At 69.6% G+C, this 19,481-nt stretch carries 21 protein-coding genes; 8 read left to right on the plus strand and 13 right to left on the minus strand.

The genetic code is table 11. The features are described 5' to 3' along the window. Window positions 1-70: 70 nt before the first annotated feature. Genes ABZS69_RS57270 through ABZS69_RS57285 form a run of 4 tightly spaced genes read right to left on the minus strand, consistent with a single transcriptional unit; the run spans window position 71 to window position 4,309 of the window. Entirely contained in the window at window positions 71-1,726 is a 1,656-nt protein-coding gene (locus ABZS69_RS57270; RefSeq protein WP_355390156.1) for a ubiquinol-cytochrome c reductase cytochrome b subunit, read from the minus strand. Continuing rightward, window positions 1,723-2,835: a Rieske 2Fe-2S domain-containing protein gene (locus tag ABZS69_RS57275; RefSeq protein ID WP_355390159.1), complete on the minus strand. Its 1,113-nt coding sequence runs from the start codon at window positions 2,833-2,835 to the stop codon at window positions 1,723-1,725. Before ABZS69_RS57275 ends, ABZS69_RS57270 begins: the two co-directional genes overlap by 4 nt. Further along, window positions 2,832-3,641 (minus strand): c-type cytochrome, encoded by an 810-nt coding sequence (locus tag ABZS69_RS57280; protein WP_355390162.1) that lies wholly within the window; start codon window positions 3,639-3,641, stop codon window positions 2,832-2,834. Before ABZS69_RS57280 ends, ABZS69_RS57275 begins: the two co-directional genes overlap by 4 nt. A 14-nt stretch (window positions 3,642-3,655) precedes the next feature. Further along, window positions 3,656-4,309 carry a heme-copper oxidase subunit III gene (locus ABZS69_RS57285; RefSeq protein WP_355390165.1) on the minus strand — a complete coding sequence of 218 codons (654 nt, stop codon included), beginning with the start codon at window positions 4,307-4,309 and terminating at the stop codon, window positions 3,656-3,658. Between the two features lie 210 nt (window positions 4,310-4,519). On the opposite strand from ABZS69_RS57285, the gene ABZS69_RS57290 reads away from it, so the two are divergent. Together ABZS69_RS57290 and trpD are read left to right on the plus strand one after the other, a co-directional pair. After that, window positions 4,520-4,918 carry a hypothetical protein gene (locus ABZS69_RS57290; RefSeq protein ID WP_355390314.1) on the plus strand — a complete coding sequence of 133 codons (399 nt, stop codon included), beginning with the start codon at window positions 4,520-4,522 and terminating at the stop codon, window positions 4,916-4,918. 6 nt (window positions 4,919-4,924) lie between these two features. Next, entirely contained in the window at window positions 4,925-5,971 is a 1,047-nt protein-coding gene (gene trpD, locus ABZS69_RS57295; protein ID WP_355390167.1) for an anthranilate phosphoribosyltransferase, read from the plus strand. Between the two features lie 462 nt (window positions 5,972-6,433). Here the strand turns inward: trpD and ABZS69_RS57300 are convergent, their stop codons facing one another. The 4 genes from ABZS69_RS57300 to ABZS69_RS57315 form a co-directional block, all read right to left on the minus strand. Continuing rightward, entirely contained in the window at window positions 6,434-7,636 is a 1,203-nt protein-coding gene (locus ABZS69_RS57300; RefSeq protein WP_355390170.1) for an Ig-like domain-containing protein, read from the minus strand. Window positions 7,637-7,853: 217 nt separating this feature from the next. Continuing rightward, the gene (locus tag ABZS69_RS57305) at window positions 7,854-8,267 is read right to left on the minus strand and encodes a cytochrome c oxidase subunit 4 (protein ID WP_355390172.1); all 414 of its coding nucleotides are present in this window, start codon (window positions 8,265-8,267) and stop codon (window positions 7,854-7,856) included. Next, on the minus strand, window positions 8,267-9,931 hold the full coding sequence (gene ctaD / locus ABZS69_RS57310) for a cytochrome c oxidase subunit I (RefSeq protein ID WP_355390175.1): 1,665 nt from the start codon (window positions 9,929-9,931) through the stop codon (window positions 8,267-8,269). Before ctaD ends, ABZS69_RS57305 begins: the two co-directional genes overlap by 1 nt. Beyond that, window positions 9,928-10,710 (minus strand): cytochrome c oxidase subunit II, encoded by a 783-nt coding sequence (locus tag ABZS69_RS57315; RefSeq protein ID WP_355390178.1) that lies wholly within the window; start codon window positions 10,708-10,710, stop codon window positions 9,928-9,930. Before ABZS69_RS57315 ends, ctaD begins: the two co-directional genes overlap by 4 nt. Window positions 10,711-10,901: 191 nt before the next feature. Here ABZS69_RS57315 and ABZS69_RS57320 point away from each other — a divergent pair, with 191 nt between their 5' ends. From ABZS69_RS57320 to ABZS69_RS57330, 3 genes are all read left to right on the plus strand, one after another. Continuing rightward, on the plus strand, window positions 10,902-12,044 hold the full coding sequence (locus ABZS69_RS57320) for a cysteine desulfurase family protein (protein WP_355390181.1): 1,143 nt from the start codon (window positions 10,902-10,904) through the stop codon (window positions 12,042-12,044). Next, complete coding sequence (locus ABZS69_RS57325; protein ID WP_344985357.1) at window positions 12,041-12,286, plus strand: sulfurtransferase TusA family protein; 246 nt, start codon at window positions 12,041-12,043, stop codon at window positions 12,284-12,286. The genes ABZS69_RS57320 and ABZS69_RS57325 overlap by 4 nt, the downstream gene beginning before the upstream one ends. A gap of 63 nt (window positions 12,287-12,349) precedes the next feature. After that, window positions 12,350-12,784 carry a CBS domain-containing protein gene (locus tag ABZS69_RS57330; protein WP_355390184.1) on the plus strand — a complete coding sequence of 145 codons (435 nt, stop codon included), beginning with the start codon at window positions 12,350-12,352 and terminating at the stop codon, window positions 12,782-12,784. Window positions 12,785-12,847: 63 nt separating this feature from the next. Here the strand turns inward: ABZS69_RS57330 and ABZS69_RS57335 are convergent, their stop codons facing one another. Together ABZS69_RS57335 and erpA are read right to left on the minus strand one after the other, a co-directional pair. Further along, a complete protein-coding gene (locus tag ABZS69_RS57335; protein ID WP_355390187.1) occupies window positions 12,848-13,834 on the minus strand; it encodes a carbohydrate kinase family protein in 987 nt (328 codons plus the stop codon). Between the two features lie 98 nt (window positions 13,835-13,932). After that, on the minus strand, window positions 13,933-14,286 hold the full coding sequence (gene erpA / locus ABZS69_RS57340) for an iron-sulfur cluster insertion protein ErpA (protein WP_355390189.1): 354 nt from the start codon (window positions 14,284-14,286) through the stop codon (window positions 13,933-13,935). A gap of 165 nt (window positions 14,287-14,451) precedes the next feature. Here erpA and nadA point away from each other — a divergent pair, with 165 nt between their 5' ends. Beyond that, a complete protein-coding gene (gene nadA / locus ABZS69_RS57345; protein WP_355390192.1) occupies window positions 14,452-15,603 on the plus strand; it encodes a quinolinate synthase NadA in 1,152 nt (383 codons plus the stop codon). Here nadA and ABZS69_RS57350 read toward each other — a convergent pair. Next, complete coding sequence (locus ABZS69_RS57350; RefSeq protein ID WP_355390195.1) at window positions 15,600-16,445, minus strand: alpha/beta hydrolase; 846 nt, start codon at window positions 16,443-16,445, stop codon at window positions 15,600-15,602. The two genes, nadA and ABZS69_RS57350, sit on opposite strands and share 4 nt — an antisense overlap. Window positions 16,446-16,472: 27 nt before the next feature. Then, entirely contained in the window at window positions 16,473-17,309 is an 837-nt protein-coding gene (locus ABZS69_RS57355; protein WP_355390198.1) for an NAD(P)H-binding protein, read from the minus strand. 79 nt (window positions 17,310-17,388) lie between these two features. On the opposite strand from ABZS69_RS57355, the gene ABZS69_RS57360 reads away from it, so the two are divergent. Together ABZS69_RS57360 and ABZS69_RS57365 are read left to right on the plus strand one after the other, a co-directional pair. Then, entirely contained in the window at window positions 17,389-17,988 is a 600-nt protein-coding gene (locus ABZS69_RS57360) for a TetR/AcrR family transcriptional regulator (protein ID WP_355390203.1), read from the plus strand. 60 nt (window positions 17,989-18,048) lie between these two features. After that, complete coding sequence (locus ABZS69_RS57365) at window positions 18,049-18,882, plus strand: alpha/beta hydrolase (RefSeq protein ID WP_355390206.1); 834 nt, start codon at window positions 18,049-18,051, stop codon at window positions 18,880-18,882. Here ABZS69_RS57365 and ABZS69_RS57370 read toward each other — a convergent pair. Further along, window positions 18,867-19,469 (minus strand): SIMPL domain-containing protein, encoded by a 603-nt coding sequence (locus tag ABZS69_RS57370; RefSeq protein WP_355390209.1) that lies wholly within the window; start codon window positions 19,467-19,469, stop codon window positions 18,867-18,869. The genes ABZS69_RS57365 and ABZS69_RS57370 overlap by 16 nt on opposite strands. Between the last annotated feature and the right edge of the window lie 12 nt (window positions 19,470-19,481).

The raw sequence follows: 19,481 nt of genomic DNA on the forward strand, positions 1-19,481 counted from the left end.
TGGCGCGAGACGGCGACGGGCCCGGACGAACGTGTCGTCCGGGCCCGTGCCGTGTGTGGCGAGAGGTGTGTCAGTGCGTGAGGCTGCGATCGTCGCCACCGGAACCGATGGCGGCGTGCTCGTCCTCGTGCTCGTGTCCGTGTCCCTCGTCCAGCGGGATCTTCTCCCCGCCGTACGCCTTGGACATGCGGGCGCGCAGCTTGCCGAGCGGACCGCGCATGCCCTTGGGCGGGATGCCCGCGGCGTCCTCGGCCACCGGCAGCATCGCCACCGGCTCCTTGCCGCGCACGTGGGCCTCGATGTCGTCCGCCGGCGGCGTGTGGACCTCGATGAACTCACCGTGCGGCAGCCGCTTGATGACGCCCGACTCCACGCCGTGCGAGACGACCGCAGCGTCGGAACGCTGCAGGCCGAGGCAGATGCGGTAGGTGATGATGTACGCCAGCGCCGGCGCGACGAAGATCAGCACCCGGCCGGCGTACGTCGTCCAGTTGAGGCTGATGTGGAAGTTCGCCGAGATCTCGTCGTTGGCGCCCAGCAGCCACAGCACGCCGTAGAACGTGATGGCCGACATGCCGATCGAGGTGCGGTGCGGGTTGTTGCGCGGCCGGTCCGCGATGTGGTGCTCGCGGTGGTCGCCCGTCACCCAGCGTTCGAGGAACGGATAGAGCGCCAGGCCCGTCATGACGATGCCCATCGGCACCAGCGCCGGGATGATCACGCTCAGCGGCAGGGTGCCCGCGTGGGCCGTGCCGAAGAGGTTGATCTCCCACGGCACCATGATGCGCAGCGCGCCTTCCAGGAAGCCCATGTAGAAGTCGGGCTGCGAACCCGCGGACACGTCGGCGGGCGTGTAGGGGCCGAACAGCCAGATCGGGTTGATCTGGGTGAACGTCGCCAGGCCCGCCACCGTGGCCAGCGTGAACAGGAAGTACGCGCCCGCCTTCGCCATGAAGGCCGGGTAGAACGGCGCGCCCACCACGTTGTGGTTGTTGCGCGCCTTGCCTGGCATCTGCGTGTGCTTCTGCACCCACATGAGCACCATGTGAGCCGAGATCAGCGCCAGCAGGATGCCCGGGATGAGCAGGATGTGCAGCGAGTAGAACCGGGCGACGACATCCCCACCCGGATATTCCCCGCCGAACAGGAAGAACGTGATGTACGTGCCGACCAGCGGCAGCGAGATCGCCACGCCCTCGGTGATCCGCAGACCGGCGCCGGAGAGCAGGTCGTCGGGGAGCGAGTAGCCCGTCAGGCCCTCGGCGAGCGCCAGCGTCAGCAGCAGCACGCCGATGATCCAGTTGATCTCGCGCGGCTTGCGGTAGGCGCCCGTGAAGAACACCCGCAGCATGTGGACCATCATGCCGGCCACGAACATCAGGGCCGCCCAGTGGTGCATCTGCCGGATGAGCAGACCACCCCGGACGTCGAAGCTGATCTCCAGCGACGACGCGTAGGCCTCCGACATCATGACGCCCTTGAGCGGCGCGTACGAGCCGTCGTAGGCGACTTCCATCATGCTCGGCTTGAACCAGAACGTCAGGAACGTACCGGTCAGCAGCAGGATGACGAACGAGTAGAGCGCGATCTCGCCCAGCAGGAACGACCAGTGGTCAGGGAAGATCTTGCGCAGGTTGCGCTTGAGGAAATTGGCCCCGCCGATGCGGTCGTCGAGGAAGGTCGACGGACCGGCGATGGCCTTGGGCACGGCGTTCAGATCGCTCATGCCTGGTCTCCCTTCTCCCTGGCCGCGCGCTCGGCGTCACCGCGTTCCCAGTAGCTCGGGCCGACCGGCACCTGGAAGTCGCCCTGGGCGATGAGGTAGCCCTCGGCGTCGACCGTGATCGGCAACTGCGGCAGCGGCCGGGCGGCCGGGCCGAAGATGACCTTGGCGCCGTCGGCCGCGTCGAACGTCGACTGGTGGCAGGGGCAGAGGATGTGGTGGGTGTTCTGCTCGTACAGGGCCGCCGGGCAGCCCACGTGGGTGCAGATCTTGGAGTACGCCACGATGCCGTCGTACGTCCAGTTCTGCCTGACGCCGCTCTTGATCTCCTCCGGGCGGAACTTGATCAGGATCAGCGTGGCCTTGGCGAGGGCGTTGAGGTCGTGCTCGTAGCCCTCGGGGACCACCGACAGGATGCCGCCGGGCGAGTTGAAGTCGGCGGCCCGGATCGGCTGGCCGGTGCCCTCGACGACGAGCCTGAGCGGCTTGCCCTCCTTGGTCTTCTCACCCCAGACCGTGTGGCGCAGCAGCTTGTTGAACTTCGCGCCCGGCATCTTGCTGTTGTCGAGGTCGCGCAGCAGCACCACCGGCACGAGGCCGAGGGGCGCGGCGGCCAGCAGCAGCGTGCGGCGCATCAGCTTGCGCTTGACGAAGCCGCTCTCGTTGGCGCCCTGGACGAAGGTGTCGGCGACGACTTCGCGGGACTCCTCGTCGGAGGCCATCGGGTGGCGCTCCTGGACCAGGGAGTACTTCGGCATGATCATGCGTACCCAGATCACGATGCCGATCGCCAGTCCAAGGATCGCCACGGTCAGCGAGGTGCCCAGCGCGAAGTTGGACACTCCGGTCGCCTCGGGGCTGCCGACCTGGAAGACCACGTAGGAGATGATGAACGCGATCGCGGCCAGGAACGTGATCGTGAAGCAGAGCGCCACGATCTTCTCGGCCTTGCGGGCCTTCGACTCGTCGGGCAGCGTGACGCCTGGGACGTCCTTCTCGACGTCCGCCGCCTCCGCGGTGCCCAGCATCGAGGTGCCCGGCGCGGGGGTGCCGATGACGCGCTTGGGAACGCGCTCATCAGGCTGTTCGATCTCGTGCTCGTTGTCTGTCATGACTTCTGTCGCTTCTTCGCGGTGATCCAGATGGCGGCGAGTGCGAGGACGCTGAGGCCCGCGATCCACGCTACGAGACCTTCGGTCACCGGGCCAATGCGCCCGAGGCCGAAACCTCCCGGGTCCTTCTGCGCGCGGACCTGCGTGATGTAGGCGATCATGCTGCGCTTCTCTTCAGGCGTGATCGTCGTGTCGTTGAAGACCGGCATCGCCTGCGGGCCGGTGACCATCGCCTCGTAGATCTGGGTGGGGGTCGCCGAGTTGAGGTTGGGGGCGTACTTGCCCTGCGTCAGGGCGCCGCCGGCGCCGACCCAGTTGTGACACTGGATGCAGTTGGCGCGGAACAGCTCGCCGCCCTTGCCGGCGTCGCCGAGCTTGGCGTCGACCTGCTCTGCCCCCGGGACCTGCGGGCCGCCGCCGAGCGACTGCACGTAGGCGCCGATCTGCCTGATCTTGGTCTCGTTGACCCAGGGCGCCAGCGGCTTGCGCGGCGCCTGCGGACCCGGGTTGGCGGCGGGCATACGGCCGGTGCCCATCTGGAAGTCGACCGCCGCGGCGCCGACGCCGACGAGCGTGGGCGCCGTCTTGGTGCCCTCCGCGTTCATGCCGTGGCAGCTGGAGCAGTGCTTGACGAACAGGCTCCTGCCCTCGGCCACGTCATCGACCTTGCCTGCCGCCAGTGCCGCGTCGGCAGGCTTACCCGCCTGGACAAAGGCGGCGTATACCATCCCGACCAGCGCCAACGCCAAAATCAGGACGGCATATCTCGCGAGGGGATGCCGCCGCCAAGCGGTGATCCTAGTCACAGAGATCCCGTTCCTTAACGAATGATGTAGATAGTCGCGAAAAGACCAATCCAGACGACATCTACGAAGTGCCAGTAGTAGGACACGACGATCGCGCTGGTGGCCTGCTCATGCGTGAAGCGCTTCGCGGCGTACGTGCGTCCCAGCATGAACAGGAACGCGAATAGGCCACCGGTCACGTGCAGGCCGTGGAAGCCCGTCGTCAGGTAGAACACCGAGGTGTAGGCGTTGGCGGACAAGGTCGCGCCCTCTGAAGCCAGCTCAGCGTACTCGTACAGCTGCCCGGCCACGAAGACCGCGCCCATGAGGAAGCTGACGATGTACCAGAAGCGGAGCTTGCCGACCTGCCCCTTCTCCGCGGCCCACACGCCCAGCTGGCACGTCACACTCGACAGAACCAGGATGATCGTGTTGGCCGTCGCGAACGGGATGTTCAGGTGAGCGCCCTCAGCGGCCTCGAGGCCCACTTTGTGCAGTGCTGGGCCCCATTCGAAGCCGTTGCCCTCGCTCACCGACCGGATGGTGAAGTACATCGCGAACAGCGCCGCGAAGAACATGAGCTCAGAGGACAGCCAGACGATCGTCCCGACACTGACCAGATTGGGTCTGCGGTACGACTGTGCTGTCGTCGTCGAAGTTATTGCGGATGCTGTCGCCACGGGCAGCATTATTGCGGCTTCGGTGGTCGGTCCCGCGCACGACCCCCCGGTTAGCAGGTACAAACCGGGAGGCAACCTGGGATAATCGCCTCAAAACCCCCTGTCAGGCATGGTGGCCTGGGAATGCACACCGGCGCACCGGTACGATCCGAGGTGACCATACAGCTACAAGCGATAGCGAGCGCGACAGTGACGTCCACTGGGAGCACCGACGACACGATGAGGGTCCTCGTCTACAGCGACGACGCCGCGACCAGGGCCGAGGTGATCCAGGCCATCGGCAGGCGCCCCGCCGCGGACGTACCCTTCGTGGAGATCGTGGAATGCGCCACGGAGCCCAAGGTCCACCAGTGGCTGGGCTCGGGCGAGATCGACGTGGCCGTCCTCGACGGCGAGACGCAGCCCGCGGGTGGCATGGGCGTCTCCCGCCAGGCCAAGGACGAGGTCTACGACTGCCCGCCCATCTGCCTGATCATCGCCAGGCGCGACGACCGCTGGCTGGCCGACTGGTCCAAGGCCGACGCCGTCGTGCCGCAGCCGCTGGAGCCCATGGTCGTGGCCGACACCGTGGCCGACCTCATGCGCCGCCGCTCCTCGACCCGACTCAACGCTAAGTAGGTGCCCATGGACTCCCGGACGACCTGGCCCACCCTGCTGTCCGCTCTCCTGTCCGGAGAGCACCTCACCTCTGACGAGTCGGCCTGGGCGATGCGGGAGATCATGTCCGGCGCCGCGACGCCGTCCCAGATCGCCGGTTTCGTGATCGCGCTGCGCGCCAAGGGCGAGACGGTGGCCGAGGTCGTGGGCCTGGCCCGCACCATGCTGGAGCTGGCCACGCCGCTGAGCGTGGAGGGGCCCGTGGTCGACGTCGTCGGCACGGGAGGCGACCGCGCCCACACCGTCAACGTCTCGACGATGGCGGCCGTCGTGGCCGCCGCCGCGGGCGCCCGGGTCGTCAAGCACGGCAACCGCGCCGCCTCGTCCTCCTGCGGCGCCGCCGACGTCCTGGAGCACCTGGGCATCCGGCTCGACCTCACGCCGGAGCAGACGGCGCGGGTGGCCGTGGAGGCGGGCATCGCGTTCTGCTTCGCCCCGGTCTACCACCCCGCGCTGCGCTTCGCCGGGCCGACGCGCAAGGAGATCGGCGTGCCCACGATCTTCAACTTCCTCGGCCCGCTCACCAACCCGGCCCGCCCGTCCGCCCAGGCCATCGGCGTCTTCGACGCCAAGATGCTGCCCGTGCTGGCCGGCGTCTTCGCCGAGCGCGGCGTGAACGCGCTGGTCTTCCGCGGCGACGACGGGCTCGACGAGCTGACCATCGCGGGCACCTCGACGGTCTGGGTGGTCAAGGAGGGCACGGCCACGCAGACGACGTTCGACCCGGCCGTGCTCGGCATCCCGCGCGCCGACGTGGGCGCGCTGCGGGGCGGGGACGTCGCGTTCAACGCCCAGGCCGTGCGCGACCTGCTGCAGGGCAAGACGGGGCCGGTGCGCGACGCCGTCCTGCTGAACGCGGCCGCCGCCCTGGTGGCCCTCGACGGGCCGGGCGACGACCTCGACGCCGCCATGACGGACGGCTACGCCCGCGCGGTCCAGGCCGTCGACTCCGGCGCGGCCGCCGCCACCCTCGACCGCTGGATCGAGGTCAGCGCCTCCGTCAACGGCGCCTGACCGCCTTTTCTTCGAGCGCGCCCCTCGGCCGGGGCGCGCTTTTCTCTTCCCGAACGCCCGGCGCCAGGGCCTCTGGAAGCGCCCGACTCCAGACCCGCTCCCCCACGGCCGAAACCACGCCCCTCAAAGCACGGGCACCCAGACGACAGAGGGGCCGAGGGCGACGCCGCGGCCAGGGGCGCCATGCAGACGCGCCAGGACGGCCCGGAGCAGGGGCCCCAAGCAGGCGTGCTCGGGCGGCGCCAGGGCAAGGCCGCCGCACACGCGAGCACGGCCCTCAGGCCACGCTGGAGCCGCGACGCGGCAGGCCACGAGGTTGGCAGGCCGAGGCGCCGGCGGGCCCGGATGCGGCGACTTGGGGCGCCGCCAGGCCCGAGCGTGGCGAGCCCGGGCGTCGGCCGGGCGGACGGCGACGGGGCGGGAGGCGGTGGGTGGAGCTGTGACCGGCGGTGCGAATCGGTATCAGAACGTGATGGTCGGCCCGTCCTTCAGCACGCTCCACTTGAGCCACTCCTTCCAGTTCTCCTGCCAGTGCCCCCACCCGTTCGTGGGTTCGAGCTTGCGCGGCCCCCCCGTGAGGATGATCGGATCCCCGATCAGCGTGTTCTTGACGAACCAGATGGCGTTCTCCGGGCTGATGTTCACGCATCCGTGGCTGACGTTCGAGTTCCCCTGCGAGCCCACCGACCAGGGCGCGCTGTGCACGTACTCGCCGCTGTTGGAGATGCGGACAGTGTGGTAGACCATCAGCGAGTAGTAGCCCGACTGGCCGGGCCCGACCCCGGGTGAGGTCATGAGCGTGGAGTCCTCGCGCGACATCGCCAGGTGGATGCCGGAGGTGGTGTGGAACTTCCACTGCCCGCCCTGCCCCGCGCTCATCGGCATCTCGCGGATCTTCTTGCCGTCGCGCCGGACGTACAGGACGTGCTCGTTGAGGCTGCCCTTGGTGATCTGCTCGCGGCCGATCTTGAAGTCGAGCCGTACGTCGCGCTTGCCGTACAGGCCGGGGCCCCCGCGCACGCCGGCCAGCCTCGCCTCCAGCCGGACCTTCGTGTGCGCGGGCCAGTACCTCAGCGGCCGGAAGTCCACGTGGCTGTCGTCGAACCAGTGCCAGGCGCCGTCCACGGGCTTGGAACTGCGGACCGTGAGGTTGCGTTCGACGGCCACCCGGTCGGCGACCGGCTTGTCGAAGGCGATCATGATGGGCATCCCGACGCCGACCGTCAGCCCCGTGTCGTCCTTGTTCGGGGTGATGGTCTGGATGTCGAACGTCTTGTTGCCCTTGACCGTCGAGAACGTGCTCGTGGACTGGGTCTGCTTGCCCGTGGCGTCGGCGAAGACGGCGGTGACCGTGTAGCTCGCGCCGGGGCGGGAGGTGACGGTGCTGCGCCAGTTGGTGCCGTCGGCGCTCAGGACGCCCCTGAGCGCGCCGGACTTGCCCCCGTCCACCCGTACGCTCTTGAGCGTGCCCCCCTGGGCCGAAACGACCACAGGCTGGTCTGTGGCGATGTTCGCGGACTTGTCCTGCGGAGAGAACGTCACAGAGGGCGCCTGGGCCCCGCCGGCCATGGCGACCCCCTCGGGCTTCGGCGCCGCACCCCCCGAGCACGCCGCCAGCAGCGCCAGCGCCAGCAGGCCGGCCGATCCATTCGCTACGCGCCCCACGTATGACTCCCTCGTCCGACATCGAACCGCTTGACCGCCTCCGCCTGCTCCCTGGCCCGCCGCCCTGGTGTGTCCGAAAAGGGCCTTAGCGGCGGTCCGCATAGCAGACTTCTCATTACTACCCTCAGTGATCGAATAACCACATCGGATCACCGTTAAAGAACACAAAAAAACGGGCGTCCCCCCTCAAGGGAGACGCCCGTTCGGGCAGCTCAGGTCAGTGCGAGAAGTTGCCCCGGTAGTACTGGAACACGAAGCCGATCATGGCCATGATGACCAGGAACAGCCCGATCAGGAACATCCAGAAGCCGATCACGAACCCGGCGAAGGCGAAGGCCGCCGCCAGGCACAGGAACAGCGGCCACCAGCTGCTCGGGCTGAAGAACCCGATCTCGCCCGCGCCGTCGCTGATGTCGGCCTGCTTGTTGTCCTCCGGCTGCGCGCCGATCCGCCGCGCGGTGAACATCAGGTAGTAGCCGACCATGAACGCGAACCCGACCGAGATCGCCATGGCCGTCGTGCCGACCGGCTCACCGTGGCCCATGGCCGCCTTGGTCCAGAACCAGTAGGCGACGTCTACGCCGGCGAAGAACAGGCCGCACGCGAGGAACAGCCAACCCTGGACTTTCATCAGGCCTCGACCTCCGTCGCCGACTGCTTGGCGGACACGTGCGGGTAGTGCAGGTCGAACGCGGGGCGCTCGGACCGGATGCGCGGCAGCGAGGTGAAGTTGTGCCGCGGCGGCGGGCAGGAGGTCGCCCATTCGAGCGAGCCGCCGTAGCCCCACGGGTCGTCGACGGTGACCTTCGGCGCGCTGCGCCAGGTCTTCCAGACGTTGTAGAAGAACGGCAGCGTCGAGGCGCCCAGCACGAACGCGCCCACCGACGAGATCAGGTTGAGGTCGGTGAAGCCGTCGGCCGCGCTGTAGTCGGCGTAACGGCGCGGGAAGCCGAGCATGCCCAGCCAGTGCTGGATGAGGAACGTCGTGTGGAAGCCGATGAACAGCAGCCAGAAGTGCAGCTTGCCGAGCTTGTCGTCGAGCATCTTGCCGGTGAACTTGGGCCACCAGAAGTAGAAGCCCGCGAACATGGCGAACACGACGGTGCCGAAGACCACGTAGTGGAAGTGGGCGACGACGAAATAGGTGTCGCTGAGGGGGAAGTCGAGCGGCGGCGAGGCCAGGATGACGCCCGTCAGACCGCCCAGGAGGAACGTGACGAGGAAGCCGACCGAGAACAGCATCGGCGACTCGAAGGACAGATGCCCCCGCCACATCGTTCCGACCCAGTTGAAGAACTTCACGCCCGTCGGCACCGCGATGAGGAACGTCATGAACGAGAAGAACGGCAGCAGCACCTGCCCGGTCGGGAACATGTGGTGCGCCCAGACCGTGATGGACAGACCGGCGATCGAGATCGTCGCGACCACGAGGCTGATGTAACCGAAGATCGGCTTGCGGCTGAAGACCGGCAGGATCTCGCTCACGATGCCGAAGAACGGCAGCGCGATGATGTAGACCTCAGGATGGCCGAAGAACCAGAACAGGTGCTGCCAGAGCAGCGCGCCGCCGTTGTCGGAGGCGAAGACGTGCGTGCCGAGCTTGCGGTCGGCCTCCAGCACGAGCAGCGCGGCGGCCAGCACCGGGAACGCCATCAGCACGAGCATGCTGGTCAGCAGGACGTTCCAGACGAAGATCGGCATGCGGAACATGGTCATGCCGGGCGCGCGCATGCAGATGATCGTGGTGATGAAGTTCACCGAGCCGAGGATCGTGCCGAGACCGGACAGGGCCAGGCCCATGATCCACAGGTCGCTGCCGATGCCGGGCGAGTTGATCGCGTTGGACAGCGGCGTGTAGGCGAACCAGCCGAACGAGGCCGCGCCGCCCGGCGTGAAGAAGCCGGACACGGCGATGAGGCTGCCGAACAGGTAGAGCCAGTAGCTGACCATGTTGAGGCGCGGGAACGCCACGTCGGGGGCGCCGATCTGCAGCGGCATCAGCTCGTTGGCGAAGCCGGCGAACAGCGGCGTCGCGAACATCAGCAGCATGATCGTGCCGTGCATGGTGAACAGCTGGTTGAACTGCTCGTTGCTGGTGAACTGCATGCCCGGCTGCGCCAGCTCGGCCCGCATGACCAGCGCCATGACGCCGCCGATCAGGAAGAAGGCGAAGGACGTGATCAGGTAGAGGTGCCCGATGATCTTGTGATCAGTGGAGGACAGCCACTTGGCGATCACCTGGCCCTTGGTGACGGGCCTGGCCGGCGCGCGAAGGGGTTCGTGGATGGCGGTCACTGGGCACTCCCAGCCTGGCTCGTAGCGATGTACTGGTTCCACTCATTCGAATCGACGAGCTTCACGTTGAACAGCATGCGGCTGTGGTCGACACCGCACAGCTCGGCGCACCGGCCCGCGAAGATCCCCGTGCGGTCCAGCGTCGTGATCTCGAACTTGCGGCCCGGGTTGCCTTCCTTGATGCCGGGGATGACGTCCCGCTTGAACAGGAACTCCGGCACCCAGAACGAGTGGATGACGTCGTCGGTCGACAGGTCGAACTCGATCTTCGTCTTCGCCGGCAGGACCAGCTGGGGCCCCTGGTGATAGTCGCTCACCGGCGTGCCGGCCACGGGAGCCAGCGTCTTACCGTTGACCGTCGTGGTGAAGCGCCAGCTCCACTGGAATGCCTCGACCTTGACCTTGACGGTCGCGTCGCCGTCCACCTTGGTCAGCGTCTGGCTGTCACGTGCGGTGAAGAAGAAGAACACCGACACCATGACCAGCGGGATCAAGGTGTAGAGCATCTCGATCGGCAGGTTGTAGCGCACCTGCGGCGGCAGATCGGCCGAGGACTTGCGCTTGCGGTGGAAGATGGCCGCCCACACGATCAGGACGATGACGACCGCGCCCGTGGCGAGTGCGGCGATCCAGGCCCCGTTCCAGAGACCCTGGACCACGTCGCCCTGTTCGGTGACATGGGGCGGAAGAAGGCCGCGAGACCAGTCGGCCTTCGGAACGTCATTAGCACACGCCGTAGCAGTGGCCAGCAGCAACGCCAAAGCGGCGGCGCGCGGCACCCTGCGCCGGGCCAACGAACGCCGCGTCGTACGGCGAGTCGGACTCACGGATCGCCTACCCCACAGATGAAGCCCAAGAGTATTTCTCTTGGGCGCTCGTATTTCCATATGCACAGCTGATTGCAGACACATTAGCGTGCAGGTGCCTCGCCCTACCGCGCGACCCCTCGATGGTGCCCGCAAGTGGGACGATGAGTCTCGTGGCGTATTTCGACGCGGCTTCGAGCGAGCCGCTCCACCCTCAGGCACGCGAGGCGCTGCTGGCGGCGATCGACGTCGGCTGGGCCGACCCCGCGAGACTGTACGGCCAGGCCCGCCGCGCGCACCTGCTGCTCGAACAGGCCCGCACGGAGGTGGCCGAGGCGCTCGGCGCCCGCGCGGACGAGGTGTCGTTCACCTCGTCGGGCACGCAGGCCGTGCATCTCGGCGTGCTCGGCACCCTACACGGCAGACGCAGAGCCGGGCGCCACCTGGTCACCGGCGCGGTCGAGCACTCCAGCGTGCTGCACGCCGGCGGCGTGCACGAGCGCGACGGCGGCACGGTCGAGACGGTGGGCGTGGACCTGACGGGGCGGGTGGATCTCGACCGGTTCGCCGAGGCGGTCGCCCGTCCCGGCACCGCGCTGGCCTGCCTGCAGACGGCCAACCACGAGGTCGGCACGGTCCAGCCGGTGGCGGAGGCGGCCGCGGCGTGCCGCTCCCTCGGGGTCCCGCTGCTGGTGGACGCGGCGCAGACAGCGGGCAGGATGCCGATCCCGTCCGGCTGGTCGGTGCTGACGGCCAGCGCCCACAAGTGGGGCGGCCCCGCGGGCGTGGGGGTGCTGGTGGTGCGCAAGGGCACCCGGTTCCGCTCGTTCCTGCCCGAGGACGAGCGGGAGCGGCGGCGGGTGCCGGGGTTCGAGAACGTGCCCGGCATCGTCGCGGCGGCGGCCGCGCTGCGCGCGATGGCCGCGGACGCGGCGCAGGAGCAGGCGCGGCTGTCGGAGCTCGTGACCCGGATCAGGGAGACGGTGCCGAAGATCGTGCCGGACGTGGAGGTGATCGGCGACCCGGTCGACCGGGCGCCGCACATCGTGACCTTTTCGTGTCTCTACGTCGACGGCGAGGCTCTGCTGACCGAGCTGGACAAGGCGGGTTTCGCCGTTTCGTCAGGAAGCTCGTGCACCGCTAGTACGCTTCGTCCATCGCACGTTCTTGAAGCGATGGGCGTGCTGACGCATGGCAATGTCCGGGTGTCGCTGCCCAGGGGCGCCTCCGCGGCCGAGGTCGACAGATTCCTCGCCGTGCTGCCCGATCTGGTGCGCCGCATCCGGCAGGACGCAGGAGTCGCATGACCGAGGTTACCCAGCCGGCTTTGACGATCGACGCGCTCGGGAAGAAGTGCCCGATCCCGATCATCATGCTGGCCGAGCAGATCAACTACGTCCCGCTCAACGCGGTGGTGGCCGTGCTGGCCGACGATCCCGCGGCTTACACGGACGTGCCGGCGTGGTGCAGGCTGAAGTCGCACCGGCACGTCGGCTCGTACGAGCTGCCCGGGGGCGGCTGGGCCATCCACGTCCGGCGCAACTACTGACATTCCCCCCGAAAGTGGGGTAGGGGCTTCCCGTACGAAGTCACCGACTTTCGGGGGGAAGCCATGACCAGAGGACATCCGCACGAGACCGCCCGTGACGTGATGCATCCGGGGGCCGAGTGCATCGGCGCGCACGAGACGCTCGACCGGGCGGCCCAGCTGATGCGCAACATGAACGTGGGGGCCCTGCCGGTGTGCGGCCCCGACGAGCGCGTGAAGGGGATCATCACCGACCGCGACATCGTGACCAAGTGCATCGCGTCGGGGCACGACCCGTCGAGGACGACGGCGGGCGAGCTGGCCGAGGGTCTCGTCTTCGTCACCCCGGAGACGTCCGTGGACGAGACGCTCACGCTCATGGAGCAGCACCAGATCAAGCGGCTCCCCGTGCTGTCGGACAACCGCGTCGTCGGCATGATCACCGAGGCCGACCTGGCCAAGCACCTGCCGGACGACAAGCTCGCCGAGTTCCTGCACCACGTCTACGCGCGCGGCTGAGCGGTACGGCCGGCCCTGGGCCGCCCCGGCCGCACACGCGGGGCCGGGGCGGCCGGGCGGCGTTTACGGGTGGTAGCAGCGCACGTGTTCGGCGATCTCGGCCGTGGCCTCGCCGCCGTACGCGACGCCGAACCGCTCGAGGAAGCCCTGCTGCCCGAGCTCGTACTCCTGGCCGCCGACGCGCTCCAGGACGTGGGTGGCGGTCAGGTTGCCGAGCTGGCCGCAGCGCTCCAGCGGCAGCCCCCAGGCCAGCCCGGAAAGGAACCCGGCGCGGAAGGCGTCGCCGACGCCGGTGGGGTCGGCCTTGCCCCGCTCGGGGGCGGGGGCGACGTGGATGGACGGCTCGCCCTTGCGGTCGATGACGGCGCCCTTGGGGCCGAGCGTGGTGACGCGCACGCCGACCCGGCGCAGGATCTCCTCGTCGGACCAGCCGGTCTTCTGCTCGATGAGCCCCTTCTCGTAGTCGTTGGAGAAGAGGTAGGCGGCGCCGTCGACGAGCTGGCGGATCTGCTCGTCCTCCATGCGCGCGAGCTGCTGGGAGATGTCGGCGGCGAACGGGATGCCGCGCTGGCGGCACTCGTCGGTGTGGCGCAGCATCGCGTCGGGGTCGTTGGGGCTGATCAGCACCAGGTCGAGGCCGCCCAGGCGGTCGGCGACGGGCTTCAGCTCGATGAGCCGCGCCTCGGCCATGGCCCCGGTGTAGAACGAGGCGATCTGGTTGTGGTGCTGGTCGGTCGTGCACAGGAAGCGCGCGGTGTGCTGCGTCTCGGAGATGTGCACGGAGTCGCAGTCGACGCCGTGGCGCTCCAGCCACGAGCGGTAGTCGGCGAAGTCGTTGCCGACGGCGCCGACGAGGACCGGCTTGAGGCCCAGGCAGGCCATGCCGAACGCGATGTTCGCGGCGCAGCCACCACGACGGATCTGAAGGTCATCGACCAGGAACGAGAGTGACACCCGATCGAGCTGCTCGGCGATGAGCTGTTCGCCGAAGCTTCCTGGGAAGGTCATCAGGTGGTCTGTCGCGATTGAGCCGGTAACGGCGATGCGCACGGGATTCTTCTTCCTCGTTGTCAGCAGGCCTATGAGCCCCACGAGAATACGCGAAGGTCCCGCACGCACAAAGGCGAGCGGGACCCGGCGGCCACCGACTAGTTGAACGAGTCGCCGCAGGCGCAGGAGCCCGTGGCGTTGGGGTTGTCGATGGTGAAGCCCTGCTTCTCGATGGTGTCCACGAAGTCGATCGAGGCACCGATCAGGTAAGGAGCGCTCATGCGGTCGGTGACCACGCTGACTCCCCCGAAGTCCGACACCACGTCGCCGTCCATCGAACGGTCGTCGAAGAAGAGCTGGTAGCGCAGGCCGGAGCAACCACCCGGCTGCACGGCGACCCGCAACTGCAGACCTTCTTCGCCCTGCTGCTCCAGCAGGCTCTTGACCTTGGCGGCGGCCGCGTCAGTCAGGATCAGGCCCTGCGCCGTGGTCTCGCTGCTCTCAACCGTCATCTGCTGACTCCCTAACCCGGCTGTCTGTTTCCGACGTCCTACTGATGACGCTACCAACACCTGGCCCATGCCACACATTCCCAGTGCCGCCGACCCCCGAAACCACCAGGTATCCCCCATATGTCATGATGAGTATCGTCACTTCGACGATAAGGGGGTTTGGCCATGGCCACCCAGACTGGGCTGCCGCTCTTCGTCCTCGGCCAGGGCGCCGATCCGCACAGTGAGAAGGGGGTCGAGTGCCCGGGCGAGCTGCCGCCCGCCTCCGACCCCGACCTGGTGGAACGGGCCCGCAAGGCGAAGGAGGCGCTCGGCGACCGGCTGTTCGTGCTCGGGCACCATTACCAGCGCGACGAGGTCATCCAGTTCGCCGACGTCACGGGCGACTCCTTCAAGCTCGCCCGGCTCGCGGCGGCCAGGCCGGAGGCGGAGTTCATCGTCTTCTGCGGCGTGCACTTCATGGCCGAGTCGGCCGACATCCTGACCGGCGAGCATCAGCGGGTCGTGCTGCCCGACCTGGCGGCCGGGTGCTCGATGGCGGACATGGCCACGTTCGACCAGGTCGAGGAGTGCTGGGAGGCCCTGGAGGACGCCGGGCTCGCCGATCAGGTGATCCCGGTCACGTACATGAACTCCAGCGCCGACATCAAGGCCTTCTGCGGCAGGAACGGCGGCGCGGTCTGCACCTCCTCCAACGCCCGCCGCGCCCTGGACTGGGCGTTCTCGCGCGGCGAGAAGGTCCTGTTCCTGCCCGACCAGCACCTGGGCCGCAACACGGCGGTGCTGGAGATGGGCATGTCCCTGGAGGACTGCGTCGTCTGGAACCCGCACCGCCCCAACGGCGGCCTCACCCAGGAGCAGCTGGAGCGGGCCCGGATGATCCTCTGGCGCGGCCACTGCTCGGTGCACGGCCGCTTCACCGCGGAGTCGGTCGACGACGTGCGCTCGCGCATCCCCGGCGTGAACGTCCTCGTGCACCCGGAGTGCCGCCACGAGGTCGTGCTCAAGGCTGACCACGTGGGCTCCACCGAGCACATCATCCAGACCCTGGAGTCGGCCCCCGCGGGCTCCAGCTGGGCAATCGGCACCGAGCTGAACCTGGTCAAGCGGCTGGCGCAGATGTTCCCCGACAAGAGCATCTCGTTCCTGGACAAGACGGTCTGCTACTGCTCGACCATGAACCGGATCGATCTCCCCCACCTGGTGTGGGCCCTGGAGTCCCTGGTGCTCGGGGAGGTCGTCAACCAGATCACGGTGGACGCGGACACCGCCCACTGGGCCAGGGCGGCCCTGGACCGCATGCTCGCCCTCCCCTAACCCACGCGGGTCACGAACGCGCTCACCGCGGCCCGGAAACCCTCCGGGTCCTCGACCCAGGGCAGGTGCCCGGCACCCGACAGGGTCACCCGTGAGACGTGCGGCAGCGCCCCCTCCAGCGAGTCCACCGCCCGGCGGGGCCGGATGTCCTCGGCCCCGTCGACGATCAACGCCGGCGTCGCCAGCTCCGCGCAGGCCGCCCGCAACGCCGGCGTGCCCCACTCGCGCTTGTTCTCGGCGTTCAGGGTGGCGTTGCACTCGAAGTTGACGCCGAGCCAGGGGGTCGCCATGCGTTCGGCGTGCTCCATGGCCCGGCCGCGGTCGGCGAAGTCCGCCGACCACTGCAGCACCGCGAACTCACGGTCCTCGGCGGCCGTGCGTTCGCGGCTCTCCAGCGCCGCCCAGCGCTCCACGTCCCCGCTCACCGCGCCCCGCAGGCGGAGCCGGTACTCCTCGCGCCAGGTGTCGCCCGGATCGATGCCCGTGCCGGAGACGTAGACCAGCCCGCGCACGCGATCGGGGTGGTCCAGGGCGTAGCGCAGGGCCAGCTGGGCGCCCCAGGAGTGGCCGAGCAGCACCATCGTCTCCAGGCCGAAGTGGCGGCGGACGGCGTCGAGGTCCGCCACCGTCCGGGCCGTCGAGTACGGGCCGAGCTGCTGCGAGCGGCCGCAGCCCCGCTGGTCCCACCGATGGACGGCCGCGACGCCGGACAGCAGCCCGGCCACGTCCTCCAAGGTGTCCCACAGGCCCGGGCCGCCGTGGCAGAAGACCACTGGGCGGCCCTGGCCGCTCCGCACCGCCCAGAGCCGTACGCCGTCGTCCGTCACAACCGTCTCGTCCATCCGGTCATGATCCACCCCGTATGGGGCTCAGCGGAAGGCGGCGGCGTTGCGCCGGGCCCAGGCGGCGAACGGCTGGGGCGCCCGGCCGAGCACGCGCTCGACGTCCGGGCTGATCCGCCGCTCGGCCTCGGTCGGCTCGCCGAGGATGTCCAGCGTGGTGTCCGCCACCGGCTCGGGCATGAAGGCCAGCAGCTGCGCCCGCGCCTCCTCGCGGGTCTGCTCGACGAACGCGACCGGTTCGCCGATCGCCTGGGCGATGGCCTCGGCGTTCTGCCGCGGGGTCACCGGCTCCGGACCGGTGAGCTCGTAGGTCCGGCCCTCGTGGCCCGGCTCGCGCAGCACGGCGGCGGCGACCGCGGCGATGTCGTCGGGGTCGACGATCGGCAGCCCGACGTCGCCGAACGGCGCCGCGACCGTGCGGTTCGCGCGGATCGACCCGGCCCAGGCGTACCGGTTGGAGGCGAATCCGCCCGGCCGCAGGATCGTCCAGCGCGCGCCCGAGTTCGTGACCGCGCGCTCCATCTCCGCTCCGAAGCGGCCGTGGGAGGCGCTGTCCGGGCGGGTCACCACGCCCTGTGAGGAGAGCAGGACGAGCCTGCCCGGCCCGCTCACCGCGGCGACGATCTCTTTGGGCTCCGCCGCGAACAGGTCGCCGCCTGTGAGAAGGAACACCGCGTCGGCGCCTTCCAGGGCCGCGCTCATGCTGTCGGGATCGGCCAGGTCGGCGGCGACGGCGCGCACGCCCTGCGGCACGTCGGCGGCGGTGACGCGGCGGGACACGGCGGTGACCTGCTCGCCCGCCTCGGCCAGCAGCCGGACCAGCGTGCGCCCGACGTTCCCCGTGGCGCCCGTGACAACGATCATGATGACTCCTGTAGTTAGTTAGTCGGCTGACTCACTTGAGAGCGACCATAGCACGACTGTGCCGCATATAGTTAGTCAGGTGACTGACTCAACGGGTTCGCGGGCGAGGACCGCGGCCGCCAAGCGCCAGCGGCTGATGACCGCCGCCGCCCAGGTCGTGCACCGGCAGGGGGCGGAGCGCACCACGATCGCCGACATCGCCCACGCCGCCGACGTCCCCGTGGGCAACGTGTACTACTACTTCAAGACCAAGGACGACCTGGTCGCCGCCGCCCTCTCGGAGCACGCGCGGCAACTGGACACCCTCACCGGGCACCTGGACCGGCTCGCCGGCCCGAGGGAGCGGCTGAAGGCCCTCGTGGAGGGGTGGGCCGCCCAGCGCGACCTCGCGGCCCGCTACGGCTGCCCGATGGGGACCCTGGCCATGGAGCTGGACAAACGCCCCGAGGGCGGCCTGGACGCGGAGGCCGGCCGGGTCATCCGGCTGCTGCTGGACTGGGTCGAGCGGCAGTTCCGCGAGCTCGGCCTGCCCGACCCCGGCGGTCTCGCCCTGACGCTGGTGGGCGCCTACCAGGGCATGTCCCTGCTGGCCAGCGCCCTGCGCGACCCCGACGTCATGACCCGCGAGTGCGCCCGCCTGCTCGGCTGGCTCGACTCCCTGGCCGCGCCCTCGCATTGACGCCTTAGCACCGCTAAGGAACACTTGGCGGTGGTAAGGAGACCCGGGACCGGGGAGGGCATGATGATCACTGCGACGTCGGCCGACGGCACGGAGGTCCGCGCGTACGACGACGGGCACGGCCCCACGATCGTGCTGGTCGGGCCGGGGCTGGACGACGGCACGCGCTGCCGGCGGATCGCCGCGATCCTGGCCGGCCGCCACCGGGTGCTGCGCCCGCACCGCCGCCAGTACCGGCTGGAGCTCAAGACCGACCTCGTCAAGGGCTCGCCCTGCACGGTCGCCCAGGAGGTCGAGGACGTCCTGGCGCTCGTGCGCACGGCCGGCGGGCCCGCCGTCGTCTACGGCCACTCCTCGGGCGGGGTCGTCGCGCTCGAAGCGCTGGTGGCCGCGCCGTCCGCCTTCGCCGGTGCCGTGATCTTCGAGCCCGCCTCCAGCGTCGGACGGCCGTGGGCGGGCGAGGAGACGCTGCGGCGCGCCCGCGCGGCGCTGGCCGCGGGCCGGCCCGGCCGGGCGCTGACGATCTTCTCGCGGGACGCCGTCGGGATGCCGCCGCGGCAGGCCCGGCTGGTAGGGGCGCTCACGGCGCTCCTACCGCGCTACCGCAGGCTCGTTCCGTGCCAGATCGACGACCTGGAGGCGATGGACCGGCTCGGGCCGCGGCTCGACGCGTACGCCGGGATCGAGGTCCCGGCGGTGCTGCTCAGCGGCGGGCGCAGCCTGCCCGGGATCATCGAGCGGGTCGACGCCGTCGAACGCGTGATGCCGCACGCGGAACGGGTGGTGATGCGCGGGCGCGACCACGGCGCCGACCTCAAGCACCCCAAGGAGCTCGCCCGCATCATCGAGGCGCTCGCCGGCAGGGTGCTGCCCCGGAGTCAGGCGAAGTCGTAGACCAGCCGGACGGTCACCGTGAGGGCCTGGCGGCCGGGGCTGATGGAGGCGCCGGTCTCCGCCACCGCGGCGGCCATGGCGAGGGGCTGCGGGCCGCCGCCCCTGACGTCCTCGCTCACCGAGACCACCCGGCCCAGCGGGCGCCCGGCCAGCTCGGCGTAGTGGGCGGCCTTGGCGGCGGCGTCGCGGAAGGCCCTCGTCCGCGCCTCCCTCAGGAAGCCCGGCGGGTCCGACACCTCGAACGCCAGGCCGTTCAGCCTGGCCTCCTCCCCCACCCCGGCGACCGTGTCGATGACGTGGTCGGCCCGGGACAGATCGCGGACGACCACCTCCACACCCTGGGCCGCCCGGTACGCGGCCACCTTCGGGTAGACCTCGTACTCCGGGCCCAGCGACAGCTCCACCGTGCGCACGTCCTCCGCGGCGACGCCCTCCCCGGCCAGAGCCTCGGCCAGCCGGGCGGCGGCGCCCCGGACGGCGGTGAAGGCGTCCGCGGCGGAGGCCCGGCGGACCTCGACGCCCGCGTGCAGCCGGAGGATGTCGGGTGCGGCCAGGACGGCGCCCTCGCCGACGACGGTGATGTCCACGCCTTCTCCCTC

The sequence above is a fragment of the Nonomuraea sp. NPDC005650 genome (assembly GCF_040605375.1).
Classification (GTDB): domain Bacteria; phylum Actinomycetota; class Actinomycetes; order Streptosporangiales; family Streptosporangiaceae; genus Nonomuraea.